This is a genomic window from Xenorhabdus yunnanensis, assembly GCF_028598805.1.
GTDB classification, from domain to species: Bacteria; Pseudomonadota; Gammaproteobacteria; order Enterobacterales; family Enterobacteriaceae; genus Xenorhabdus; species Xenorhabdus yunnanensis.
Window position 1 is genome coordinate 21,170 of sequence record NZ_JAQRFI010000038.1, and the last position, 23,825, is coordinate 44,994.

22 protein-coding genes, 1 tRNA gene and 1 pseudogene are annotated in these 23,825 nt (G+C 44.4%); 14 read left to right on the forward strand and 10 right to left on the reverse strand.

All coding sequences use genetic code 11. The features are described from left to right. Positions 1-13: 13 nt before the first annotated feature. On the reverse strand, positions 14-289 hold the full coding sequence (rpoZ, locus tag PSI23_RS14920) for a DNA-directed RNA polymerase subunit omega (RefSeq protein WP_092520213.1): 276 nt from the start codon (positions 287-289) through the stop codon (positions 14-16). A 54-nt stretch (positions 290-343) separates the two neighbouring features. Further along, positions 344-967, reverse strand: coding sequence for a guanylate kinase (gmk, locus tag PSI23_RS14925; protein ID WP_273555827.1), 624 nt, complete (start codon positions 965-967; stop codon positions 344-346). 322 nt (positions 968-1,289) lie between these two features. Here gmk and ligB point away from each other — a divergent pair, with 322 nt between their 5' ends. After that, on the forward strand, positions 1,290-3,134 hold the full coding sequence (gene ligB / locus PSI23_RS14930) for an NAD-dependent DNA ligase LigB (protein WP_273555828.1): 1,845 nt from the start codon (positions 1,290-1,292) through the stop codon (positions 3,132-3,134). 97 nt (positions 3,135-3,231) lie between these two features. On the opposite strand, the gene PSI23_RS14935 is transcribed toward ligB, so the two are convergent. Continuing rightward, a complete protein-coding gene (locus PSI23_RS14935) occupies positions 3,232-3,849 on the reverse strand; it encodes a trimeric intracellular cation channel family protein (protein WP_273555829.1) in 618 nt (205 codons plus the stop codon). Between the two features lie 134 nt (positions 3,850-3,983). Between PSI23_RS14935 and PSI23_RS14940 the strand changes: the two genes are divergently transcribed. Beyond that, entirely contained in the window at positions 3,984-5,273 is a 1,290-nt protein-coding gene (locus tag PSI23_RS14940; protein ID WP_273555830.1) for a YidR family protein, read from the forward strand. A 77-nt stretch (positions 5,274-5,350) separates the two neighbouring features. Here the strand turns inward: PSI23_RS14940 and PSI23_RS14945 are convergent, their stop codons facing one another. The 3 genes from PSI23_RS14945 to PSI23_RS14955 form a co-directional block, all read right to left on the reverse strand. Next, on the reverse strand, positions 5,351-5,719 hold the full coding sequence (locus tag PSI23_RS14945) for a YceK/YidQ family lipoprotein (RefSeq protein WP_273555846.1): 369 nt from the start codon (positions 5,717-5,719) through the stop codon (positions 5,351-5,353). A gap of 985 nt (positions 5,720-6,704) precedes the next feature. Next, entirely contained in the window at positions 6,705-7,961 is a 1,257-nt protein-coding gene (locus tag PSI23_RS14950) for a valine--pyruvate transaminase (RefSeq protein ID WP_273555831.1), read from the reverse strand. Positions 7,962-8,069: 108 nt separating this feature from the next. Then, the gene (locus tag PSI23_RS14955) at positions 8,070-8,633 is read right to left on the reverse strand and encodes a DNA-3-methyladenine glycosylase I (protein ID WP_273555832.1); all 564 of its coding nucleotides are present in this window, start codon (positions 8,631-8,633) and stop codon (positions 8,070-8,072) included. Positions 8,634-8,846: 213 nt separating this feature from the next. On the opposite strand from PSI23_RS14955, the gene glyQ reads away from it, so the two are divergent. The 12 genes and pseudogenes from glyQ (at position 8,847) to PSI23_RS15015 (ending at position 21,508) form a co-directional block, all read left to right on the forward strand. After that, the gene (gene glyQ, locus PSI23_RS14960) at positions 8,847-9,785 is read left to right on the forward strand and encodes a glycine--tRNA ligase subunit alpha (protein WP_273555833.1); all 939 of its coding nucleotides are present in this window, start codon (positions 8,847-8,849) and stop codon (positions 9,783-9,785) included. 9 nt (positions 9,786-9,794) lie between these two features. Beyond that, complete coding sequence (gene glyS, locus PSI23_RS14965) at positions 9,795-11,864, forward strand: glycine--tRNA ligase subunit beta (protein WP_273555834.1); 2,070 nt, start codon at positions 9,795-9,797, stop codon at positions 11,862-11,864. Positions 11,865-12,090: 226 nt separating this feature from the next. After that, positions 12,091-12,167, forward strand: a tRNA-Pro gene (locus tag PSI23_RS14970). Positions 12,168-12,758: 591 nt separating this feature from the next. Beyond that, positions 12,759-14,369 carry a dipeptide ABC transporter periplasmic-binding protein DppA gene (dppA, locus tag PSI23_RS14975; RefSeq protein WP_273555835.1) on the forward strand — a complete coding sequence of 537 codons (1,611 nt, stop codon included), beginning with the start codon at positions 12,759-12,761 and terminating at the stop codon, positions 14,367-14,369. A 145-nt stretch (positions 14,370-14,514) separates the two neighbouring features. Beyond that, positions 14,515-15,534 carry a dipeptide ABC transporter permease DppB gene (dppB, locus tag PSI23_RS14980; RefSeq protein WP_273555836.1) on the forward strand — a complete coding sequence of 340 codons (1,020 nt, stop codon included), beginning with the start codon at positions 14,515-14,517 and terminating at the stop codon, positions 15,532-15,534. A gap of 10 nt (positions 15,535-15,544) precedes the next feature. Beyond that, the gene (gene dppC / locus PSI23_RS14985; protein ID WP_273555847.1) at positions 15,545-16,447 is read left to right on the forward strand and encodes a dipeptide ABC transporter permease DppC; all 903 of its coding nucleotides are present in this window, start codon (positions 15,545-15,547) and stop codon (positions 16,445-16,447) included. Positions 16,448-16,459: 12 nt separating this feature from the next. Next, positions 16,460-17,440, forward strand: coding sequence for a dipeptide ABC transporter ATP-binding protein (gene dppD / locus PSI23_RS14990; RefSeq protein WP_273555837.1), 981 nt, complete (start codon positions 16,460-16,462; stop codon positions 17,438-17,440). Next, positions 17,437-18,462, forward strand: a complete 1,026-nt coding sequence (gene dppF, locus PSI23_RS14995) for a dipeptide ABC transporter ATP-binding subunit DppF (RefSeq protein ID WP_273555838.1) — start codon at positions 17,437-17,439, stop codon at positions 18,460-18,462. Before dppD ends, dppF begins: the two co-directional genes overlap by 4 nt. A 217-nt stretch (positions 18,463-18,679) precedes the next feature. Further along, entirely contained in the window at positions 18,680-19,387 is a 708-nt protein-coding gene (locus tag PSI23_RS15000) for a HAMP domain-containing protein (RefSeq protein WP_273555839.1), read from the forward strand. A 106-nt stretch (positions 19,388-19,493) separates the two neighbouring features. After that, a complete protein-coding gene (locus PSI23_RS15005; protein ID WP_273555840.1) occupies positions 19,494-20,963 on the forward strand; it encodes an insulinase family protein in 1,470 nt (489 codons plus the stop codon). After that, positions 20,960-21,058 (forward strand): annotated as a pseudogene (locus PSI23_RS15010) (IS1 family transposase); the annotation flags it as partial. The gene PSI23_RS15005 and the pseudogene PSI23_RS15010, both read left to right, overlap by 4 nt. A gap of 174 nt (positions 21,059-21,232) precedes the next feature. Beyond that, a complete protein-coding gene (locus PSI23_RS15015; protein WP_273555841.1) occupies positions 21,233-21,508 on the forward strand; it encodes a hypothetical protein in 276 nt (91 codons plus the stop codon). Here PSI23_RS15015 and PSI23_RS15020 read toward each other — a convergent pair. The 4 genes from PSI23_RS15020 to PSI23_RS15035 form a co-directional block, all read right to left on the reverse strand. Continuing rightward, positions 21,505-21,681 (reverse strand): hypothetical protein, encoded by a 177-nt coding sequence (locus PSI23_RS15020; protein WP_273555842.1) that lies wholly within the window; start codon positions 21,679-21,681, stop codon positions 21,505-21,507. The genes PSI23_RS15015 and PSI23_RS15020 overlap by 4 nt on opposite strands. Positions 21,682-21,747: 66 nt before the next feature. Next, the gene (locus PSI23_RS15025) at positions 21,748-22,707 is read right to left on the reverse strand and encodes an oxidoreductase (protein ID WP_273555843.1); all 960 of its coding nucleotides are present in this window, start codon (positions 22,705-22,707) and stop codon (positions 21,748-21,750) included. A gap of 19 nt (positions 22,708-22,726) precedes the next feature. Next, complete coding sequence (locus PSI23_RS15030) at positions 22,727-23,425, reverse strand: aldo/keto reductase (RefSeq protein WP_273555844.1); 699 nt, start codon at positions 23,423-23,425, stop codon at positions 22,727-22,729. Positions 23,426-23,445: 20 nt separating this feature from the next. Continuing rightward, entirely contained in the window at positions 23,446-23,691 is a 246-nt protein-coding gene (locus PSI23_RS15035) for a putative quinol monooxygenase (RefSeq protein WP_273555845.1), read from the reverse strand. Between the last annotated feature and the right edge of the window lie 134 nt (positions 23,692-23,825).

A 23,825-nucleotide genomic window follows, 5' to 3' on the forward strand; every position in this document is an offset into this window, starting at 1 on the left:
ACCTACCGTAAAATTAACGACGACCTTCAGCAATGGCAGAAACGGCTTTGATTTCTGCTGCGTCTTGCTCTTGCTGTTCCTGGCGCTCACGAACATCAAGAATTTTATTGTTGATGAGGCCTTGCTCGATTTCACGCAGAGCGATAACAGTTGTTTTATCGTTTTCTTCCGGAACGAGGGGATCTTTGCTGCCTACTTGCAATTGGCGCGCTCGGCGAGCAGCGACCAACACTAGGTCAAAACGGTTACCAATTTTTTCTACTGCGTCTTGAACAGTTACGCGTGCCATATGTGTGCTACTCCACAGATAAATAAATGACTGGGCATAATACTGAAACTTGGTTCAGTCTGCCAATAATTTGCTGATTAAGGCATCATGCCGCTGAGTCTGACGATCTAATCGTAGACGCTCTGAACGAATAATAGATTGTAAATCGGCCAGTGCCGTATTGAAATCATCATTGATGATGACGTAATCATATTCGTTGTAATGCTCCATCTCCGCGACAGCCTGAGCCATTCGTTTGGCAATGATCTCTTCGCTGTCCTGACCACGCCCACGCAGGCGGCGGAGCAACTCTTCCTTGGAGGGAGGGAGGATGAAAATACTGCGGGCTGCCGGCATTTTCTGACGGACTTGTTGTGCACCTTGCCAATCGATATCAAGAAAAACATCAACGCCACTGGCGAGTGTATCTTCAATGACTTTTCGGGATGTGCCGTAATAGTTACCAAAAACACAGGCATATTCCAAAAATTCATCATGGCTGATCATATTTTGAAATTCATCCACAGTGACGAAAAAATAATGTTCACTATGATTTTCGCCTGGACGAGCCTGACGCGTTGTATGTGAAACAGAAACCTGAGTGTCATACAAAGGCTGAGTTTTTAATAAAGCCTGAATAAGGCTTGATTTGCCTGCTCCACTCGGTGCAGAAACAATATATAACGTTCCTTGGTTCATGATGATTTCTTGACTGATTGGGTATAAATAGATGCAAACGCGGGAATATAAAATCCCACGAATATAAAATCCCATATAGTATACACGGATACGTTAATCCATGCAGCGTTACAATACATGCCAACAGACATTTCAACAAAATTTTTTCTTAACAAACTGACATTAATGGAACATTCTGCGAAACAATTTCAGAAAAAATAGTCGGTTGCAGAAATTGCACATTTATTTTTCGAAACGCTCCGCAAACTTATCTTTTCCATCTTGGCAAAAATTCTTCTGCTTTTTATTCTTTGTCCGTGTTTTAGGAACCTACGGAGCAGGGATGCTTAATTTTCACATCAGTTTTTTGATAACAGTATGGATGCTGCTATTTGGCATGCCAATGGCATTTGCAAACACAATCAATTGTCCTGAATGCAATTGCCCTGAATGGTCACAAGAAAAATTTCAGCATGAAATCAGCTATCTGATACAGCAGGTAGCTAAGTGGGATCGTCTTTATCATCAGCAGGGTATTAGTGAAATAGATGATGAAATCTATGATCAATTATTGGAAACCTTGAGACTTTGGAAAAGTTGTTTAAATCACGAGTCAGACAGCACTTTTATCTCTGTTAGCGCTATTGCTGATATGCCTGCGATTGCGGTGTTACAGGAAGAGTTACAGGAAGAGAAACAACGTCATCCTGTCCAGCACACGGGGTTGAATAAATTGAAGTCGGTGCAGGAAGTTCACCAGTGGTTGCAGGGGCGAACCGGGGTTTGGCTGCAACCTAAAATTGATGGTGTGGCGGTTACTTTAGTCTATGAAAAAGGTCAATTAGTGCGGTTAATCAGCCGTGGTGATGGTATTGAAGGCATAAACTGGATGGATAAAAGCGCATTTATTCCCAGCATTCCTAAGCGGATTGAAAATGCCCCTGAACGTTTGGTATTGCAGGGTGAGCTTTTCTGGCAGCAGGTGCGTCATCGACAGTCCGTTTCGGGAGGCCAGGGAGTGCGCAGTAAAGTTGCAGGCTTAATGACTCGTAAAACCCCGGCACCGGAACTTAAACAAGTTGGCATTTTTATCTGGGGCTGGCCGGATGGGCCAAATGAAATGGCTGTAAAACTGGAGAGATTGGCTGTAATGGGCTTTCCCATCACACAACAATATAGCCACCTCATTGCCACTACAGAAGATGCTGAAAAAAGATGGAGAGATTATTTTGCTCAACCTCTCCCTTTTGCTACGGATGGCGTTGTCTTACGACAGGAGATTGAACCGACAGGCCGACAATGGCGAACCGGATCAAACAGTTGGGCGATTGCATGGAAATATCCACTACGGCAGCAAATTACAACCGTAAGAGACGTTAATTTCACGATAGGCCGGACAGGGAAAATATCCGTTGTATTAGAGTTGGAGAAAGTAAAGGTAGATGATCGACAGGTGAGTCGAGTCAACATCGGTTCCATCAAACGCTGGAAACAGTGGGATGTTTACCCCGGAGATAAAATCACGGTGGCATTGGCAGGACATGGTATACCCAAACTCGACAAAGTGGTATGGCGTATGCTGGAACGCTCTGAGATTCAACCACCCAATGAGCAGGATTATCATTTTCTTAGTTGCTTGACACTCGACCATGAAAATGAGGGCAATAATTATCGTTGCCAACAGCAGTTTATTGCTCGCCTGACATGGTTAGGGGAAAAATTGAAAATGAGAGGAGTTGGACAAGGAACCTGGTCAGCTTTGGTAAGACACGGGTTGGTAGCAAATTTAACGGATTGGTTGGATTTGGATAAGGGACCGCTTGAGGCAGTGGCTAATATTGGAACTAAACGCGCAGAGTTAATTTTCTCCCAATTTCAGCAGGCAAAATTACGGCCACTTTCACTATGGCGTGAAGCCATTGGTTTGCCCCATGCCAAGCACCTTACAGATAAAACAGGATGGCAGTGGGAAACAAGATTATCAGATACGAAGGCGAAACACTCATTAACAGTGAAACAAAGCGAAAAAATCTTGGCCTTTTTACAGCATCCTGAGATTAAGGCGGTAATTCAGATTTTGTCTTTGCGGGGTATTAAAGGAGAGCAAGGGATTGAAGAGAAAAGTATGGCAGGGAAAGATATAGTGAAGGAAGATATGGTCTCAATAGATATGGGTAAAGCTCAGTGAATAATGCGATCAGTAAAGTGAATAATGCAATCAGTAAAGTGAATGGTGCTATCGGTAAATAGGGGCAAAAAATCTGCCCCAAATGTTCATGATAGTCTTAGTGGTCTGTGCCATCGTAGTGGAAGATGGGTAACCCAAGACGATAACGAATAGCTATCAATCGTGCGGTCAGACCTGCAATGAGTGTAATCAAGATCACGATGTTTGAGGGTAATGGTGTATGTAGTAAGGAGATATAGAGCCAAGCTGATGCAAAAGAGACACCGGCATAAATCTCTTTTTGGAATACCAAGGGAATAGTATTGCAAAACATATCACGCAGTACACCGCCAAAGACGCCGGTGATTACGGCTGCAATGACTGCGATAATCGGGCTGTAATGCATCTCCATAGCGATTTGTACGCCAAGGATGGAAAAGACAATCAATCCAATTGCATCAAGAATGAGAAATAAGCGGCGCAGATGTTTCATCATGGGGGCAATCCAGATAGTCAGTACGGCGGCACAGGCAACGGTCACGATATATTCTGGATTTTTTACCCAGCCGAGGGGATAGTGCCCCAAAATAATGTCACGGACAGTGCCACCACCGATGGCTGTCACGGAAGCAATAATGATAACACCGAATACATCCATTTTTCGGCGACCTGCAGCTAAAGCGCCGGTCATGGCTTCAGCTGTAATACCAATGATATAGAGGACACTGAGTAACATAAATTTAATCAAATGGAATATAACGTAGAAGTAAGAGTACTGTTGAAATAATAACGTCTCGACTGAAATTTTTTAGTTAAATTTGAATAAAATTAGTTTTTATTATCCGAAACCTCGCAATATAAGGTAATAAAATGGCTTTTAAAGAACGTCAGATTACATTCGATAGCCGTAGCCATCAGATAACTAATATAAATATTTGGACACCTGACAGCCAATGGTTGGTATATGATGTTCGTCCCCATGGTGCATCTTTTACAGGTTTAACGATAGAAAAAATTCATGTTGGTCATGGACAAACTAAAGTTATCTATCAGGCAAAAGAAGGTGCCCATGTCGGTGTTGTGACTGTGAGTCAGCAGGAGCCGACTTGTTATGCCTTTATTCATGGTCCAGAAAACCCAGATGTACAGTGGCAGTATGATTTTCACCATCGCCGTGGTGTTATCGTTATTGATAATCAGCCCAACGTGGCAATTAACATTGATGCAATGGATATTACTCCACCTTATACCGCTGGTGCTTTGCGGGGAGGAACACATGTCCATGTTTTCAGCCCTGATGGCAGCCGTCTAAGTTTTACTTACAATGACCATGTGATGCATCAGTTAGATCCTGCGCTAGATTTACGTAATGTTGCGGTGGCTGTCCCGCTGCGAGCTGTGATGTCAGTAAAGAAACATCCGAGGGAATATGACGGTAGCTATTTTTCGGTTGTTGTCAGCCAGACGACTGCGCATCCTCGTCCCGGAAGTGATGATATTAATCGGGCCTATGAAGAAGGATGGATTGGGCAGCGGGGATATCGCAAAGTTAATGGTCAATGGCAGCGTTGGGCGCTGGCTTTTATTGGCGATACATGTGCTGGCGATGGCGAAAAAATACCGGAAATTTATCTCGTTGACCTACCTGAAAACGATGATGATTACGCCATTGCGGGTAATCAGTCTTTGGCTGGTACAGAAACAACACTACCAGCGCCGCCTGCGGGAGTGAAACAGAAACGTTTGACTTTTACGCATGATAGACGCTGGCCGGGCGTGGTCAATGTTCCACGTCATTGGCTAAGAGCATCACCAGATGGCAGTAAAATCTGTTTTCTGATGAAAGATGAAGAGGGGATTGTCCAGCTATGGCATATCTCACCAAATGGTGGTGAACCAATGCAGGTAACTGATAGCAGGTACAGCATACAATCTGCATTCAGCTGGGATAGCCGTGGGCAGTTTATTGCCTGTGTCTGTGACAATAGCGTTGTGCTCTGTGATAGTCAGACTGGAAAAATGCAGCGTTTAACTGAGCGTAGTGATGATGCCCCTTCTGCTGATGCAATAGTGGTATCCCCTGATGATCGTTATGTTGCTTTTATGCGTGATATTGATGGTTACCGACAAATTTTCGTAGTTGAAACAGGGCTTGCTTGAACAGGAATTAACTGAAAGAGAATGGCAGAAATGGGCATCGAGGTTTGATGACGATGCCCGATAAGGATGATTAGAGCTTACGGTGAAGATGAATGAAACAGTGCATCATAGTCTATATTTTCTGTTGTAGGTTGTATGACGATTGGATTTTTATCTAGCTGCTTTATGCGATATTTGGGAGATTGCTCTGAGCTGTCTTGATCGGAACGGGAATAATCGTAAGGAAGCAGAAGTGTGTCCAGGAAAGTAGAAAGAGGGAGGTCGACTGCAAGTAAAGGCTTCATAAACCACCCCGTTTTGTCATCTTTCAGCATACCAATATTGGCTTTTGCTCCAGAATAATAACCTTGATAGGGGCCACTGTGTGTCATGATGCTAGAGCAGCCTGTAACAAGTAACGAGCCTAATGTGGTACATAGTAATAGAAACACTTTACAATTTTTCATCGTTTCCATGTTCTCAATGAGTTAATTTGCCAATGTCCAGATACTTTATTCGCTATTTAACGCCACTTTTCCAAAGCATGACGAGTATAACGCTTTAATACTGTTTACCCTTAAATACTGTTTATCCTTAATACTGTTTACTATAGTCAGGTAATATTCAGTTTGCTATAGCACTTATCGTTAAATTTAATCATTCTTTGTGATGTGGAGTTAAAATTTCTTTTTAGTTTACTTTTTTGAGCTTTCTTTTTGCGGTGGGAGAACATGTAGAGGAGAAAGAATATAAAGAACATACAGCAGGAGAAAAATAGATAGTTCAGTTGTCTTACTACATTCATTAATAATAAAAATAAATTATTAAGGATAATATTGATTGGTTTTACAGATGGTTTTTTGTTGGATATTAATCTGGCGCTTCCGATCAAGAAATAAAAACCTATCCTGAATAAAATTCGTTATATAAAAATGTATAAAGCATGTGTGTAACGGCGTTGTCATATGCAACCGTTTATCCATTGGCGATGTTTTTGAGGATTATGCCTCCAAAATTTTGGCTGTTATTTTCTGGACTTTATGATTGAGATCAATGCTAACTACTTAAGTATCTTCGTCTGATTCATTAAATGTGTTTTAGATCACAGAATCCGGAGTAATTGCCTTGGTTTGGTCTTAATTTGAGATAGTAGAGGTAATTTAAAGTAAAAAAATCCTGCTTATTCAAACCATTACAATGTAATTTTTCTGGTTAAATAGACGCAGTTCAGGGAAGGTGTAAAAACAAGGATTGTTTTCCTTTCCTATTGTGTGTGAAGAATTCTTTTTGGATTCTAATAACTACTGTCCTGTTCTCAGGTAAAAGTCCTCGTTATCATCTTGCTCCCTCCCCCCTAAATGAGGGAGCTTTTTTTTATTTTATTGGTGACAATTTTATTGAAAATCGTCTTAACGGAGAACGGTCTTAATTCAAAACTGTTTGCGCTGTAGATCAGCGTCCTGCTTCTCTATGTGCTATCTCAATCTCTTCAGATAAAATACAAATACCTTCTTCGATCTTTTCAATATCAGGGACATAGTTCATTCGCATACATTGATGGGCATGCGGCCAATCATGCTCCAGCCCCGGGAAGAAGAAATGCCCTGGCACCATCAGCACTTTCCGTTTTTTCAACCGCTGATAAAGCACTTCCGTCGTGATTGGTAAGTTCTTGAACCAGAGCCAGAGGAATATAGCGCCTTCTGGTTTGTGGATAAGACAGCGATCTTCCGATATATGGCGACGAATGATTTCAATCACGTTGTCGACCCGCTGTTTATAAAACGGTTGAATGACGTTTTGTGACAGACGAAACAGGTCGTTGCGCCTAATCATTTCCAGAGCAATAGCTGGCCCAACGCCACCAGGGGATAAGCTGATAATGCCATTCATATTACTGACAGCATTAATGATTTTTTCATTGGCGATGATGATTCCACAGCGGGAACCCGGCAGACCCAGTTTGGACAGACTCATACACAGAATAATATTGGGATTCCACAGCGGGGTCGCTTCGCTAAAAACAATGCCGGGGAATGGCACACCGTAGGCATTGTCTATCAATAAGGGGATTTGATGCTGTTGAGCCAGACCATCCAAGCGTAGTAATTCTTCATCGGTAATAACGTTGCCTGTTGGATTGGTAGGGCGAGAGACGCAAATCAGGTTGATATCTTCGGTAATATTCAGGTGATCGAAATCGACGTGATATTTGAATTGACCGTTGGGCAGTAATTCAATATTTGGTTTATTGGCAACAAATAATCCTTCATCCAAACCTGAATCAGAATAGCCAATATATTCTGGAGCCAGAGGAAACAAAACACGTTTCATGGAACCGTCTTCAGCGCGACCAGCCAGTAAGTTAAACAGATAGAAAAAGGCACTTTGGCTGCCATTGGTCAGGGCGATGTTTTGTGGGTGGATTTCCCAGCCGAGCTTTTCCTGTAACTCTTGAGCCAATGCCGTTATCAAGGTGTTTTTCCCTTGTGGCCCGTCATAGTTGCATAGGGTTTCGCTTAATTGACCATCTAACGCCATATCAGTCAATATCTGCTGAAAGTATTCATCCATTTCCGGGATATGTGCAGGATTGCCACCACCTAACATAATCGCGCCAGGTGTTCTCAGACCTTGGTTGAGATCAGTCATCAGACGGGTAATTCCCGAATCTTGTGTAAATTTGTTTCCGAATTGCGAAAATTTCATAGCGGCGTTTGCGTCTGTTTTTGTATGAGAAGAAGACACCATACCCCGCTCATTAATAGGGTGCAATGGGGTAAAATGGGTATTCTGCGTTTTCCCGATACAGGCAATTTATTTTCGGCATAAACAATTTACGAGGTGATCGTTTACCAAACCTGCTGCTTGCATGAAAGCATAGCAAGTGGTGCTGCCAATAAATTTAAATCCCCGTTTTTTCAGGGCCTTTGAAAGTGCATCAGAATTTGCTGTTTTGACAGGAAATTCTGACAAGTTTTGCCAGTGGTTAATCTGCGGGGAATCATCAACGAAATGCCAGATAAAAGAGCTGAAATCTTCACCTTGCTCAGCCATTTTAAGGTAAGCGTGGGCGTTGTGAATAATCGCATTGATTTTGGCTCGATGACGTACGATGGCAGGGTCTTTCATCAAGCGTTCAATATCCGTTTCATCCATTTTGGCTATTTTGGACGGATCAAATTGATGAAAGCATTTTCTATAGCCTTCCCGTTTTCTCAGAATAGTTAACCATGATAAACCCGCTTGTTGTCCTTCCAGACAAATCAGTTCGAAAAGTTGTTGGCTATCTCTCAGTGGGGTTCCCCATTCGTTGTCGTGATAAGCCAGATAATCAGGGTCAGATGTCACCCAACCACAGCGAGTTATTTCTTTGATCATAAACCGAACTTCACCTCAGGTAATGGCTAATAAACACACCAATAATAGCTGTATAAATATACAAGTAAAGGGCGTCGAATAAGATTTTTTTATACTGTGGCGAAATTGAGGGGTGATCAGTGCTGTATATCTTACGTTCAAAGGGTATACTGGCTCCTTTCGTTTAAATTCACCCTTTCTTTTAAATTCATATGTATCGCGTGCGGATTCAACATGCAAAAGTTTGATACCAAAACCTTTCAGGGAATCATCCTGACACTACAGGATTATTGGGCGCGCCAAGGCTGCACCATTGTCCAACCACTGGATATGGAAGTCGGCGCAGGAACCTCTCATCCTATAACCTGTCTGCGTGCCTTGGGGCCAGAGCCTATTGCAGCAGCTTATGTGCAACCTTCCCGTCGTCCGACTGACGGCCGTTACGGCGAAAACCCGAACCGCCTCCAGCACTACTATCAATTTCAGGTGATCATTAAGCCATCTCCAGATAACATTCAGGAGCTCTATCTTGGTTCCTTGAAAGCGTTAGGGCTTGATCCGACTGTTCACGATATCCGCTTTGTTGAAGATAACTGGGAAAACCCAACTTTGGGGGCCTGGGGACTGGGCTGGGAAGTTTGGCTGAATGGTATGGAAGTGACCCAATTTACTTACTTCCAGCAAGTCGGTGGCCTTGAATGTAAGCCAGTGACTGGTGAGATTACTTACGGTCTGGAACGTCTGGCTATGTATATTCAAGGTGTGGACAGCATTTATGATCTGGTGTGGAGCGATGGCCCGTTAGGTAAAACTACCTATGGCGACATTTACCATCAGAATGAAGTTGAGCAGTCTACTTACAACTTCGAGCACGCCGATGTCGATTTCCTGTTTACCTGCTTTGAGCAATACGAAAAAGAAGCACAGGAATTACTGGCGCTGGAAACCCCGCTGCCATTGCCAGCCTATGAGCGCATTTTGAAAGCAGGCCACACTTTCAACTTGCTGGATGCCCGCAAAGCGATTTCCGTGACTGAACGCCAGCGTTATATCCTGCGCATTCGCACCCTGACCAAAGCGGTTGCTGAAGCTTATTATGCCTCTCGTGAGGCGCTTGGCTTTCCTATGTGTAACAAGACAATGTCTAACAAGACCGTGTGTAATAAGGACTGAGAGGCCGTCATGACTCAACAGACTTTCCTTGTGGAAATCGGCACCGAAGAGCTGCCACCAAAGGCGTTGCGTTCACTGGCTGAATCCTTTGCAGCCAATTTTGAGGCAGAACTGAATAACGCCAATCTGGGTCATGGTGAGGTTAGCTGGTTTGCTGCTCCTCGTCGCTTGGCGCTGAAAGTAGTAAATCTGGCGGCTGCACAGGCTGATCGTGAAGTTGAAAAACGTGGCCCTGCGATTGCTCAGGCGTTCGACGCAGAAGGTAAACCAACCAAAGCGGCCGAAGGTTGGGCGCGTGGTTGTGGTATCACCGTTGATCAGGCGGAACGCATGGTAACGGATAAAGGAGAATGGCTGCTCTACCGTGCTCAGGTCAAAGGCCGTGAAGCCAAAGAACTGCTGGCGGATATAGTGGGCAGTTCTCTGGGTAAATTACCAATTCCCAAACTGATGCGTTGGGGGGATAAAGAAACTCAGTTCGTCCGTCCGGTACATACGGTCACTATGCTGCTGGGCAGTGAAGTGATTGACGGCGAAATTCTGGGGATTAAATCAGATCGCATTATTCGTGGTCACCGCTTTATGGGTGAGGCGGAATTTACCATTGAGAACGCAGAACAGTATCCGGCTATTTTGCACGAGCGTGGTCGCGTTATCGCAGATTACGAAGCACGTAAAGCGATGATCAAGCGTGATGCAGAACAGGCTGCAATGCAGCTTGGTGGTGTAGCTGATTTGAGTGACAGCTTGCTGGAAGAAGTGACTTCTCTGGTGGAATGGCCGGTTGTCCTGACTGCGAAATTCGAAGAAAAATTCTTGGAAGTTCCTGCTGAAGCACTGGTTTACACCATGAAAGGCGACCAGAAATATTTTCCGGTTTACGACAAAGCCGGCAAATTGATGGCAAACTTTATTTTTGTCACCAATATTGAATCTTCTGATCCTCAGCAAATCATTTCCGGTAATGAAAAAGTTGTGCGCCCACGTCTGGCGGATGCAGAATTCTTCTTCAAAACTGACCGTAAACAACGTCTGGAAGACAACCTGCCTCGTTTGGAAACCGTACTGTTCCAGAAACAGCTGGGAACACTGCGTGACAAAACGGATCGCATTCAGGCTTTGGCTGGCTGGATTGCGGAAAAAATCGGTGCAGATGTCAATCATGCGACTCGTGCCGGTTTATTGTCCAAATGTGACCTGATGACCAACATGGTATTTGAGTTCACCGATACGCAGGGCGTGATGGGGATGCACTATGCCCGTCACGATGGCGAAGCTGAGGATGTGGCACTGGCACTGAACGAGCAATATCAGCCACGTTTCTCTGGTGATGAACTGCCATCAACGAGAGTTTCCTGTGCCGTAGCCATTGCCGATAAAATGGATACTTTGGCGGGGATCTTCGGTATCGGCCAGCATCCGAAAGGGGATAAAGACCCGTTTGCGTTGCGTCGTGCGGCACTGGGTGTTCTGCGCATTATCGTGGAGAAAAAACTGCCTCTCGACCTCCAGACTTTGGCAGAAGAAGCTGTGCGTCTGTATGGTGACAAGCTGACTAACGAAAAAGTTGTGGATGATGTGGTTGAGTTTATGCTCGGTCGTTTCCGCACTTGGTATCAGGAACTGGGTTACAGTGTTGATACCATTCAGGCGGTACTGGCGCGTCGTCCGACCCAACCCGCAGACTTTGATGCCCGTATGAAAGCCGTGACGCATTTCCGCACTCTGGATGAAGCGGTTTCTCTGGCGGCGGCCAATAAGCGAGTTTCCAACATTCTGGCGAAATCAGAAGAACAGTTAAATGACACTGTTCTTGCTTCAGTATTGAAAGCGGCAGAAGAGATCCAACTGGCGACCCACCTTGTCGTGCTGAAAGAAAAACTGGCTCCTCTGTTTGCCGAAGGCAACTATCAGGATGCGCTGGTTGAGCTGGCTTCTCTGCGTGAAGTGGTGGATGCGTTCTTCGACAATGTGATGGTCATGGATGAAGACAGCCAAGTCAGAGTCAATCGCTTGACGTTGTTAAGCGAACTGCGTGACCTGTTCTTGCGTGTTGCGGATATTTCACTGCTCCAGTAATTTCTGTTTTATTGGTTTAGTGTAAGCTAGCTTAATTTTGCAAAGCCTTACCTTTTTAGGTGAGGCTTTTTATTGTCAGTAATATTTTCATAGCCAGTAATATTTTCGTGGCCTGCAATATATATATGCAACGACACCATTTTGGATGGTTTATCGTCAAATAAACACTTATCTTTAAAAAGGTATTGACGGTTTGTGACTCTGGCAGTAAGATGCGCTTCGTTTTCGGCGAGTAGCGCAGCTTGGTAGCGCAACTGGTTTGGGACCAGTGGGTCGGAGGTTCGAATCCTCTCTCGCCGACCAGCATTCTGAAACCCCGCTCATAAGAGCGGGGTTTTTTCTTATGTCTTATAAATAAGATCCTTCAAATTTTTCCTGTATATCACGCCTTCCTGCATATCGCGGTCAGCTTCGTAACACTATAAATTTTGTGTCAATAAATTAAATTAATAGTAAAAACCGTTAATTTAACAAATAATGTGATGAATTTTGCTTTATACGTTTATATTTTGATCATTTCTCTTGAGTAAACCATCTTTGTATCTTATATGTTCCCGTCTTTTCCATAAGCTCTATTACTCATTATTTAAGTAATTGGTCACAAATTCAAAATTATAATCACCAGAGATTAATTCTTTCTATTGGTTTAGCTTCCAGTGAATTTGTCTGTTTTATGTGCATCTCGTCATGTTTTTTAACCATCTTTGTTAATAATTTTTTTCTTTTATGTTTTTCTTATGTTTCGGTTGTTATGTGTGATTATGTTGACGTCAGGCATAACAATTGTTTAATTGATAAGCGAAAAATAATAAAACACGCTGGGACAGTGGCATTTAGGAAGAAACCCCTGGGCTGGCTAAGATACAAATAAACATCACAAACGGGGTTAACGTAATGACAATCTCCAAGAAAAAACCGTCCAGTTTGTTAACGCTGGGTGTCGGTCTTGTTGCATTGGCTGTCACAGCCAGTATTCAGGCAAAAACGTTGGTTTACTGCTCTGAAGGTTCTCCTGAAGGCTTTAACCCACAACTATTCACTTCTGGCACAACTTATGATGCTAGCTCAGTTCCCATCTATAATCGCTTAGTGGATTTTAAGTTAGGTACAACAGAGCTTATTCCTAGCCTTGCTGAACGTTGGGACGTAAGTGAAGATGGCAAAACTTATACTTTCCACTTGCGCAAGGGTGTGAAATGGCACAGCAATAAGGAATTCAAGCCAACACGTAATTTCAATGCTGATGACGTGATTTTTACCTTCATGCGTCAGAAGGATAAAAATCATCCGTACCATAAAGTTTCAGGGGGCAGTTACGAATACTTTACTGGTATGGATCTGGGTAACATCATCAGTAAAGTAGAAAAAGTGGATGATTATACCGTTCGCTTTGTGTTATCCCGCCCTGAAGCTCCTTTTTTGGCTGATATCGGGATGGACTTTGCCTCAATTCTGTCCAAAGAATATGCTGATGTCATGATGAAGGCTGGAACACCGGAGAAAGTTGATCTTAACCCGATTGGTACAGGCCCATTTCAGTTAATGCAATACCAAAAAGACTCCCGGATTCTCTATAAGGCATTTAAAGATTATTGGGAAGGGCCAGCGAAAATTGACCGCTTAGTATTCTCTATTACCCCTGATGCTTCTGTACGTTATGCGAAATTGCAGAAAAATGAATGTCAGGTGATGCCATATCCAAACCCTGCTGATATCGCTCGCATGAAACAGGATAAAAACATTGTCCTGAAAGAACAGGCAGGGCTGAATATCGGTTATCTCTCCTTTAATGTCACCAAGCCACCGATGGATAATCAAAAAGTTCGTCAAGCTCTGGCTATGGCGGTTAATAAAGATGCCATCATCGATGCGGTTTATCAGGGAGCAGGACAGAAAGCGAAAAACCTGATCCCACCGACCATATGGGGTTATAACAACGACATTAAAGACTATTCCTATGATCCGGCCAAAGCCAAGGAATTGCTGAAAGAGGCTGGTTTCCCGAATGGTTTTGAAACTGATTTGTGGGCAATGCCAGTACAGCGCCCGTATAACCCGAATGCCCGTCGCATGGCGGAAATCATTCAGGCCGACTGGGCGAAAATTGGTGTTAAAGCCAAGATTGTCAGTTATGAATGGGGTGAATACCTGAAACGAGCCAAAGATGGTGAACCGAAAACGGTCATGATGGGATGGACAGGGGACAATGGTGATCCTGATAACTTCTTTGGTACTTTGTTTAGTTGTGCTGCCAAAGAAAAAGGCTCTAACTATTCAAAATGGTGTTACAAGCCATTTGAGGACGTTATCCAGCCAGCACGTGAAACGGCTGACATCAACAAGCGTACAGAGCTTTACAAACAGGCGCAGGTTGTAATGCATGAACAAGTACCCGCATTGATCATTGCCCACTCTACGGTTTACGAACCTATCCGTAAAGAAGTGAAGGGTTATGTGGTCGATCCTTTTAGTAAGCATCACTTTTATAACGTAGATCTCAAATAATTCTTGCTGCTTGGCTGTTGTGATTAACCATCCCCCAGATTTTTCTGCGGGGATGGTTTCGCTTCTCTGATGGGCAAGTCGACCTTTGTATTACACCAAATGGCCTGAAGAGCCGTATCTGGTATTTAAAAAGAGAATTCAGGATATGCTGCAATTTATCCTCCGACGTCTGGGATTAGTGATCCCGACGTTTATTGGTATTACGCTACTGACTTTCGCTTTTGTACACATGATCCCCGGCGATCCCGTTCTGATTATGGCGGGAGAGCGTGGTATTTCTGCTGAGCGTCATGCCCAATTACTGACTGAAATGGGGTTGGATAAACCTCTCTGGGAGCAATATTTTCATTACATCAATGGCGTATTGCATGGTGATTTGGGGATCTCGTTGAAAAGCCGCATTCCTGTGTGGGATGAGTTTGTTCCGCGTTTTCAAGCGACTCTTGAATTGGGCATCTGTGCCATGTTATTTGCCATATCCGTCGGCATTCCGGTAGGAGTCTTAGCGGCAGTCAAACGCGGTTCTATCTTTGATCACACATCGATTGGCTTGTCATTGACAGGCTACTCCATGCCCATTTTCTGGTGGGGAATCATGCTGATCATGCTGGTTTCCGTCCATTGGAACTTAACGCCTGTTTCTGGCCGAATCAGTGATAGCGTGTTTCTGGATGACAGCAATCCCCTGACGGGATTTATGCTGATTGATACGTTGATTTGGGGGGAGAAGGGCGATTTCACTGATGCAGTGATGCATATGATTTTGCCTGCAATTGTGTTGGGAACGATCCCGTTGGCGGTGATTGTGCGCATGACACGTTCTGCCATGCTGGAAGTGCTGGGCGAAGATTATATCCGTACTGCCCGCGCAAAAGGGTTGAGCCGCATTCGTGTTATTATCGTCCATGCATTGCGTAACGCTTTGTTGCCTGTTGTCACGGTGATTGGTCTACAAGTGGGCGTCATGTTGGCGGGCGCTATTCTGACAGAAACTATTTTCTCATGGCCGGGATTGGGGCGTTGGCTGATCGATGCCCTGCAACGTCGAGACTATCCGGTAGTACAGGGCGGTGTATTGCTGGTTGCGACCATGATTATTCTGGTCAATCTGGTGGTTGATTTACTGTACGGCATCGTCAATCCGCGCATTCGCCATAAGAAATAAGGAGCACATGATGACTCAAACAACTGAGGCAGTAGTATCGGGTGCGCCGAAATTAATGACGCCGATACAGGAATTTTGGCACTACTTTAAACGTAACAAAGGCGCAGTGATTGGCCTTGTCTATATTGTCCTGATGCTGCTGGTGGCGTTATTTGCGGGGGTGTTGGCTCCGCATGGTCCGGCAGAACAATTCCGCGATGCCTTGTTGACGCCTCCGATATGGCAAGATGGCGGAAGCTGGCAATTTATCCTCGGTACGGATGATGTCGGGCGCGATATCTTGTCCCGCCTGATGTATGGGGCACGCCTTTCATTGTTGGTTGGCTGTCTGGTCGTGGTGATGTCACTCATAATGGGCGTCGTTCTGGGAGTACTGGCGGGTTATTTTGGTGGCGTGGTGGATGCCATCATCATGCGTGTCGTCGACATTATGTTGGCTTTGCCAAGCCTGTTACTGGCATTGGTGTTGGTGGCGATCTTCGGTCCATCGATTGTCAATGCATCATTGGCATTGACTTTCGTCGCCTTGCCTCACTACATCCGCCTGACAAGGGCGGCGGTATTGGTTGAAGTTAATCGCGATTATGTGATGGCTTCCCAAGTGGCTGGTGCGGGAGCCACGCGCCAGATGTTCATCAATATCCTGCCAAACTGCCTTGCACCGTTGATTGTGCAGGCGTCATTGGGGTTTTCGAATGCCATTCTCGATATGGCGGCCTTAGGCTTTCTGGGAATGGGGGCACAGCCACCGACACCAGAATGGGGAACCATGCTGGCAGATGTTTTGCAATTTGCCCAGAGTGCGTGGTGGGTCGTGACCTTTCCGGGGCTGGCTATCTTGTTGACAGTACTGGCGTTTAACCTGATGGGTGATGGGTTGCGTGATGCACTTGATCCTAAGCTCAAGCAGTAGGGGTATTGTGAAATGGCATTATTGAATGTAGACCAATTATCGGTGCACTTTGGGGATGAAGATGCACCATTCCGCGCCGTTGACCGTATCAGCTACCATGTTGAGCAGGGAGAGGTTGTCGGCATTGTTGGGGAATCCGGTTCAGGTAAATCAGTCAGCTCATTGGCGATTATGGGGTTGATTGATTATCCGGGCAAAGTCATGGCTGAAAAGATGGAATTCAATGGTCGTGACCTGACCAAAATTTCAGAAAAAGAGCGCCGCCAGTTGGTTGGTTCGGAAGTAGCGATGATTTTCCAAGATCCCATGACCAGTTTGAATCCGTGTTACACCGTCGGTTATCAGATCATGGAAGCCTTGAAAGTCCATCAGGGTGGAAATCGAAAAACGCGGCGTCAGCGGGCAATCGACTTACTGACACTAGTGGGTATTCCTGATCCGGCCTCTCGTCTGGACGTTTACCCGCATCAGTTATCGGGTGGGATGAGTCAGCGCGTGATGATCGCAATGGCTATCGCATGTCGTCCTAAACTCCTGATTGCCGACGAACCGACAACGGCTCTGGATGTCACCATTCAGGCGCAAATCATCGAACTGCTGCTGGAATTGCAGCAGCGGGAAAACATGGCATTACTTTTGATCACCCATGATTTGGCGCTGGTGGCTGAAGCTGCCCACCATATTATTGTGATGTATGCCGGACAAGTGGTAGAAATTGGCAAAGCAACGGAAATTTTCCGCGCACCACGTCATCCTTATACACAGGCATTATTGCGGGCATTGCCGGAATTTGCGGTGGATAAATCCCGTTTGGCATCGTTACCCGGTGTCGTTCCCGGAAAATATGACCGCCCAATAGGGTGTCTGCTCAATCCTCGTTGCCCTTATGCCAATGAGCGTTGCCATCAGGAGGAACCTCCATTGAAATCAGTGGGAGGACGTCAGGTTAAATGTCACATGCCGCTGGATGATGAGGGGAGGCCAACAGTATGAGCACTCAACAAAATCAAGAACAGGAAAAAGCCGCTGTTTCTTTAAAAACCACGGTTCCTTTACTAAAAGCCACTGAACTGAAGAAATATTATCCGGTGAAAACAGGCTTATTCTCGCCTGAGCGTATGGTAAAAGCGTTGGATGGTGTTTCATTTGAGCTGGAAAAAGGCAAAACACTGGCCGTTGTCGGCGAATCGGGTTGCGGAAAATCCACATTGGGTCGTCTACTGACCATGATTGAAAAACCGACTGATGGAGAGCTTTATTATCTGGGGCAGGATCTCTTAGTACCAAATAAAGAAGCAGAAAAACTGCGTCGCCAGAAAATTCAGATCGTATTTCAAAATCCCTACGCTTCCTTAAATCCCCGTAAAAAAGTGGGACAGATTTTAGAAGAGCCTTTGTTGATTAATACCCCACTGACTGCGACCGAACGCAAGGAAAAAGTCTTGCAGATGATGGAGAAAGTGGGATTAAAGCCGGAACATTATTCGCGTTATCCGCATATGTTTTCTGGCGGTCAGCGTCAGCGTATCGCTATTGCTCGCGGGTTGATGTTAAACCCGGACGTAGTGATTGCAGATGAGCCAGTTTCGGCGTTGGATGTTTCGGTGCGAGCGCAGGTTCTGAACCTGATGATGGACTTGCAGCAGGAACTGGGATTGTCTTACGTCTTCATATCTCATGATCTTTCGGTTGTTGAGCATATTGCCGATGAAGTGATGGTGATGTATTTGGGACGCTGCGTTGAAAAAGGCAGTAGGGAAATTATTTTCAACAATCCGCGTCACCCTTATACACAAGCTTTATTGTCCGCGACTCCTCGCCTGAATCCAGCACTGCGTCGTGAACGCATTAAGCTGACGGGAGAGCTGCCAAGCCCGATGAATCCGCCTTCGGGGTGTGCTTTTGCTGCACGTTGTCGCCGTGCATTTGGCCCGTGTACTCAATTCCAGCCGAAATTAAAGCAATGTGGTGAACAACTGATTGCGTGCTTTGCGGTTGAGCAGGAGCAGGATTAAAACTCATTCACTTAATCATATTTGACCGGGGTATAACGTGTAAGCATCACAGTAAAAACGTTAGGCACTTACTGTATTGCGTTGCACCGTTATATCTCGGTTATTTTTCTCTTTTGAATTCATCAAAATAAGACGACCGCAAGTAAAATCAAGTATACTCCCTCACATTGTTGAGGGAGTGCTGGTCAGTATTTTTATTATTATTGGTTTGGATAAGATGAAATCGCGTGTTAAACGTTCGTTAACCATTAAACAGATGGCCGCAGTGACAGGAGTCACTCTGGTTACTGTTGCTATTTTCATCACCATCCAGTTATTCCACTTATTGCAGCAGTATAAAGATGACTACACTAATCAACTTAACAACGCTGCTACACAGATCAAAGCCCCTTTAGCAGAAGCATTGCTGAGTTCAGATCTCAATAAGGCAAAAACACTGTTGCTTGGCTTGAAAACCTCAGGCATTCTGGGTCGCGCAGATGTGCTATTGCCTGATAACGTTCCGGTGATGAGCTTGGATTTTGCCACCCATCGTCCTATACCTGAACTGGCAAAGAAGGTTTTTGGCATTCCCGTTGAGGTAAATATTCCCCTCTATATTTATAGTGCTTCACCAAAAGCAGCGAAGCCACAGGGACAGCTTATTTTGCAGGTTGATTCCAATCGAGTGTATCGTTTTGCTATGAATACACTTGCATTCATGTTGACCACCTATTTATTACTTGCACTTATTCTTACGGTGTCGATAAGCTGGTGTGTAAATCGCATTATCATCCGTCCATTGCGCAATATCGCGCGGGAGCTGAATGAAGAACAGCCGCCAGTGCCTATGTTTTGCCCTAAAATCCATCAGGATGATGAATTGGGTTTGCTGTTAAAAGGCTATAATCGTCAGGTTAATAAGCAGAACATGCCATCAAAATGAAACCTTATAAGATGAATAGCGGTCTAATCCTTGATGATAATATCTAGGTATAACTGATTGTCTTAAGTTTCGCAGGATAAAATTAAACAGGTAGGGGTAAGTAAGAATGCTGGGCAACAAAATCGGGTATCTTATTGGTGGTGCGATTCTGGCTACGACTTGTTTGGTACAGGCTGAAACCTTGCAGCCTGATCCTGCGTGGCAACAAGGCAAACTGGAAAATGGATTCAGTTGGCAAATTCTGCAAACACCACAGCGGCCCAATGACAGAATACAGCTGCGGTTATTGGTAAAGACAGGCTCTCTAGCCGAGAAAAACCTACAACGGGGCTACACTTACCTTATTCCGAAAGTTGTTTTATCCAGCAGTAAAGATTTATCATCGCAGAAATTGGAAAATTTGTGGCACAACGCGATCGATACTAAAAACCCTTTTCCACCTGCCATTGTTTCATATGATTTTACCCTTTACAGCTTGAGCCTGCCGAATAATCGCGCCGATCTATTACAAGATGCATTGATCTGGTTATCTGACATTGCTGGTAGTGCAGTGTTTACACCGGAAACACTGGCACAGGCCATGAAAGGGGATGAACATACTGTAACGACTTTTCCACCTGATATCCAAGATCCCGTGTGGCGTATGCGGCTGAAAGGCTCAACGCTTATCGACCATGATCCGGGGATGCTGGTATCAGTGCCTGTGGATATGAAAAAAGTCGAAAATTTTTATCGTCAATGGTATACGCCGGATGTGATGACACTGTATATCGCGGGCCATGTTGACAACCGATTACTGTCAGAGCGGATTAATCGGGCATTTTCGTCATTGGAAGGAAAACGGCAGACACCAGTTTCTGTTCCAACATTATTGCCGCTGAAAGCGGCAATAATTAGCGTAGAGAGTGATAAAGCCAAACAAGACCGCCTATCTTTAACTTGGAACCTGAATTGGCTGTCGATTAACGATTCGCAAACCCTGGTTCAGTACTGGTTAAATGACCTGGCGCGTGAAGCGCTTTACCGTTATCTGCAATCGGGGCTTAAAGAAACACAGGATGACATGAAGCTAGGCTTGGATTGCCGTGTGTTATACCAACGGGCGAATTGTTCATTAAATCTGGATGCTCCTACGGACAAGCTGATGGAATCCACGCTTTATCTGGCTTCTCAACTGTCATCACTGCGTGAAAATGGATTATCACAAGAACAATTTGATGAACTTTATGCTCAGAAGCGGAGCCAGCTCCAGCAGTTATTTGCCATGTATGCCCGCACGGATACCGATATTTTGATTAATCAACGTCTGTTGTCACAGCAAAATAACGTCATAGATATCGCTCCCGAACAATTCCAGCGGTTGAGACAGGCATTTTTATCCTCCCTGACACCACAACTTTTGAATAAAAAACTGAAAGAGATGTTGTCTCAAGAAATCTCTTTTATTCTGGTGCAACCAAAAGGTGAAGCCCCAGTTGATATTAATGAAATTAAAAACAGTTTTAACCAGATTATGAGACCGGGACCACTGCCGGAGAAGCCAAAAGAATCTGAAACGGTGAAAGATGGGGAGTAAAAGGGCTAACTCGTAAGACACTGGGTTATTCAAAGTCATTTGAAATACATGACTACGTCATCGGTATATTCATCGAAAGGGAATATTATGTTTAAGTCCAATCAACATTTTGAATGCACGACCTTGTGTTTTTGTTGCAGGGGCTTATCGTATTTTTGAATTATCCTGGTCTTCACGCCCACTTTAACCGACTTCTCATTTTTCAGTAGGTTAAGCGCTATTTTATTCATTAACGCCACATTTTCAGCCGCATGACCTATCAGCATGGTTTGTCTCTCGTCTGGCTACGCAATGCCTTACCAACGATTCAGATCAAGGGGGTGATAACGCGCCTGATGCTTGATTCTCTGGCCGGGTTCACAAGTATCCTACCACGTCTTGATACTGGCGAAGCACTTATGCTGGGTGATGCCGTGTTATTACCGTCACGAATTCGACTGGATAAGCCCGTAATCACTCCTGATAGCGCCACTCGGGATTTTTGGAAGGAATGGGGCACCAATCAGCTGATGCTGAAGCTATTAATCTGGCAGTGGAAGCATTAAGACAGGAAGTTGTTGCGCTGACTCAGGATTGTCTTGCTGACATCAGATGGACGCTGACTCATAACCAGGAGGGAAAATCCATACTTTCTCCCCTCCTTGGCAATACGTTCAAACGCGCCTAATGCCTGCTTTTGTACTGCATCTGCATACTGGCGGATACAGATGGGCTTCATCGCATAAAAGTGTAACTGGCGTCCGCTTCGTTGGCTCGGTCCAAAATTGTACGTCATGCGATTTAGTTACTTGGATGGAAATGCATTTACGCCAGTGAGATTAGCTGTGAAATTCCACAGTCTTAAGGCTTCCGACGGATCAATCGCATATTCACAAACACCGACAAAGGATCCTTCATAATCTGATGCAAGTCCGGTAATGTCACAATCTTCACAATAAAGGCCCCCCTGTCCATTCAGGGCTGGGTTTGTTGCAGCCCATACCCCAGTTGCAGCCCCTTGTGCCGGAGATTTAAAGGTGGGATCAATCGGATTACCTTCCCTATCCATCCATCCCTTGTTTGCCATCTCTTCATAAGACAGGTACCGTTGGAGTGGGGTAAATATTTTACCCGGATGCAAAGAAAATGCCCTGATGTTCTTGTTTTTTCCATACGTATCCAGTTGCAATGCAAAAAGCACATTAGCAGTTTTAGACTGTGCATATGCCACCCACTTGTCATAACCACGGGTAAACTGAATATCATCCCATCGAATTGGAGAATTATGATGCCCGGCAGATGAAACACATACTACGCGCCCTCCAGATCGGATATTGTTCCATATGAGATTCACCAGTACATAATGGCCAATATGATTGGTCGCAAACTGCGATTCCCATCCCAGACCAACCCGTTTTTCTGGAGAAGCCATGATGCCAGCATTACAAATCACATAATCAAAGACATATCTATTAGCATTGACATAAGCCGCCAATGTCCTGACAGAATTTACGTCCGAAAGATCAAGTGGAAGAAGGGTAATATTAGTCAGTTCACTTAAAGCATTAGAAGCACTCCCCATATCCCTTGCCCCCACCACCACATGAGCACCTGCTTCTGATAGCGCTTTAGTAGCCTCATACCCCAATCCAGAATGTCCACCTGTGATAAAAGCTGTCTTACCTTTAATATCAATACCTTTAAGTACATCCGAGGCTGTTGATGACGCGCTAAATCCTGAATTGATCGGTTTTTGGACTCGCATAAATCCCCCAATAACTATTTTAGGATAACTCGGCTCTCATATGCGGAGTATAGAACTCCTCCAGTGCAGCAATTTCATCATTACTAAGAGATACATTCATACAACAAGCATTGTCTATAAGCTGCTCTACTGATGTCACACCAACGATTGGTGAAACGATTGATGGTTTAGATAACAGCCAAGCTAAAGCTACATGTGTGGGCTTACATTTTTTACTAGCTGCGATCTCATTCAGAACGGAAATTATTTTCTCATCACTCTGCTTTGCAGATTCATATAGCCATGACAATACGTTGTCAGATTGTGTACGCATAGTATCAGTATTCTTTGCAAGTTTACCTCTGGTCAATGGACTCCATGGCGTAACTCCAATCCCTTCGGAAACACAATAAGGAAGCATTTCTCTTTCCTCTTCACGATTGATGAGATTGTAATGATTTTGCATACTAATGAACGGAGTCCATCCGTTCATTCTGGCGACGAATTGTGCTTTGATGAATTGCCAAGTTCTCATTGACGAAGCACCGATATACCGAACCTTGCCTGACTGAATCAAGTCATTCAGGGCAAGCATCGTCTCTTCGATCGGTGTGTTATCATCCCAACGATGAATTATATAAAGGTCAATATAATCAGTCTGAAGTCTTTTTAGACTGGCATTAACCTGCGTAAATATCTCTTTACGTGACAATCCTCCCGACAAAGGAGAAGCAGTCATTTTCTCATAAACTTTTGTGGCTATGACCACATCATCACGTTTAGCACAATAAAACTAAGTGTGTAATCTTTATTCATATGAAGATCAAGGCTTTCCTGAGACTCCCAACGCTCTATGAGGACATATTTATCTTCGTAGGTATAAAAATCAAAAATATCACATCCTTCTTCCAGTAAAGTTACTTCACGAAGAATGGATAATTTTTCTCCAAAGTACCTGAACACAGATATATTTGGTTTAATGAAAATAACTATATTAATGCTCACAATCTACCTCAAATTAAACTAACACTTGGATTCACATATTAAGCGCAACACCGTAATGAACGAAGTAAATGAGTGGGTACTCCTTTAAATAACTCATTCGGTGTTTTGTAATCTCGTGTTTTACGAGGGCGATT

What these genes read in the sequence shown, in the direction of transcription:
- rpoZ (WP_092520213.1), bottom strand. Translation starts at nt 289, where the DNA reads ATGGCACGCGTAACTGTTCAAGACGCAGTAGAAAAAATTGGTAACCGT.
- gmk (WP_273555827.1), bottom strand. Translation starts at nt 967, where the DNA reads ATGAACCAAGGAACGTTATATATTGTTTCTGCACCGAGTGGAGCAGGC.
- ligB (WP_273555828.1), top strand. Translation starts at nt 1,290, where the DNA reads ATGCTTAATTTTCACATCAGTTTTTTGATAACAGTATGGATGCTGCTA.
- PSI23_RS14935 (WP_273555829.1), bottom strand. Translation starts at nt 3,849, where the DNA reads ATGTTACTCAGTGTCCTCTATATCATTGGTATTACAGCTGAAGCCATG.
- PSI23_RS14940 (WP_273555830.1), top strand. Translation starts at nt 3,984, where the DNA reads ATGGCTTTTAAAGAACGTCAGATTACATTCGATAGCCGTAGCCATCAG.
- PSI23_RS14945 (WP_273555846.1), bottom strand. Translation starts at nt 5,719, where the DNA reads ATGAAAAATTGTAAAGTGTTTCTATTACTATGTACCACATTAGGCTCG.
- PSI23_RS14950 (WP_273555831.1), bottom strand. Translation starts at nt 7,961, where the DNA reads ATGAAATTTTCGCAATTCGGAAACAAATTTACACAAGATTCGGGAATT.
- PSI23_RS14955 (WP_273555832.1), bottom strand. Translation starts at nt 8,633, where the DNA reads ATGATCAAAGAAATAACTCGCTGTGGTTGGGTGACATCTGACCCTGAT.
- glyQ (WP_273555833.1), top strand. Translation starts at nt 8,847, where the DNA reads ATGCAAAAGTTTGATACCAAAACCTTTCAGGGAATCATCCTGACACTA.
- glyS (WP_273555834.1), top strand. Translation starts at nt 9,795, where the DNA reads ATGACTCAACAGACTTTCCTTGTGGAAATCGGCACCGAAGAGCTGCCA.
- dppA (WP_273555835.1), top strand. Translation starts at nt 12,759, where the DNA reads ATGACAATCTCCAAGAAAAAACCGTCCAGTTTGTTAACGCTGGGTGTC.
- dppB (WP_273555836.1), top strand. Translation starts at nt 14,515, where the DNA reads ATGCTGCAATTTATCCTCCGACGTCTGGGATTAGTGATCCCGACGTTT.
- dppC (WP_273555847.1), top strand. Translation starts at nt 15,545, where the DNA reads ATGACTCAAACAACTGAGGCAGTAGTATCGGGTGCGCCGAAATTAATG.
- dppD (WP_273555837.1), top strand. Translation starts at nt 16,460, where the DNA reads ATGGCATTATTGAATGTAGACCAATTATCGGTGCACTTTGGGGATGAA.
- dppF (WP_273555838.1), top strand. Translation starts at nt 17,437, where the DNA reads ATGAGCACTCAACAAAATCAAGAACAGGAAAAAGCCGCTGTTTCTTTA.
- PSI23_RS15000 (WP_273555839.1), top strand. Translation starts at nt 18,680, where the DNA reads ATGAAATCGCGTGTTAAACGTTCGTTAACCATTAAACAGATGGCCGCA.
- PSI23_RS15005 (WP_273555840.1), top strand. Translation starts at nt 19,494, where the DNA reads ATGCTGGGCAACAAAATCGGGTATCTTATTGGTGGTGCGATTCTGGCT.
- PSI23_RS15020 (WP_273555842.1), bottom strand. Translation starts at nt 21,681, where the DNA reads ATGAAGCCCATCTGTATCCGCCAGTATGCAGATGCAGTACAAAAGCAG.
- PSI23_RS15025 (WP_273555843.1), bottom strand. Translation starts at nt 22,707, where the DNA reads ATGCGAGTCCAAAAACCGATCAATTCAGGATTTAGCGCGTCATCAACA.
- PSI23_RS15030 (WP_273555844.1), bottom strand. Translation starts at nt 23,425, where the DNA reads ATGACTGCTTCTCCTTTGTCGGGAGGATTGTCACGTAAAGAGATATTT.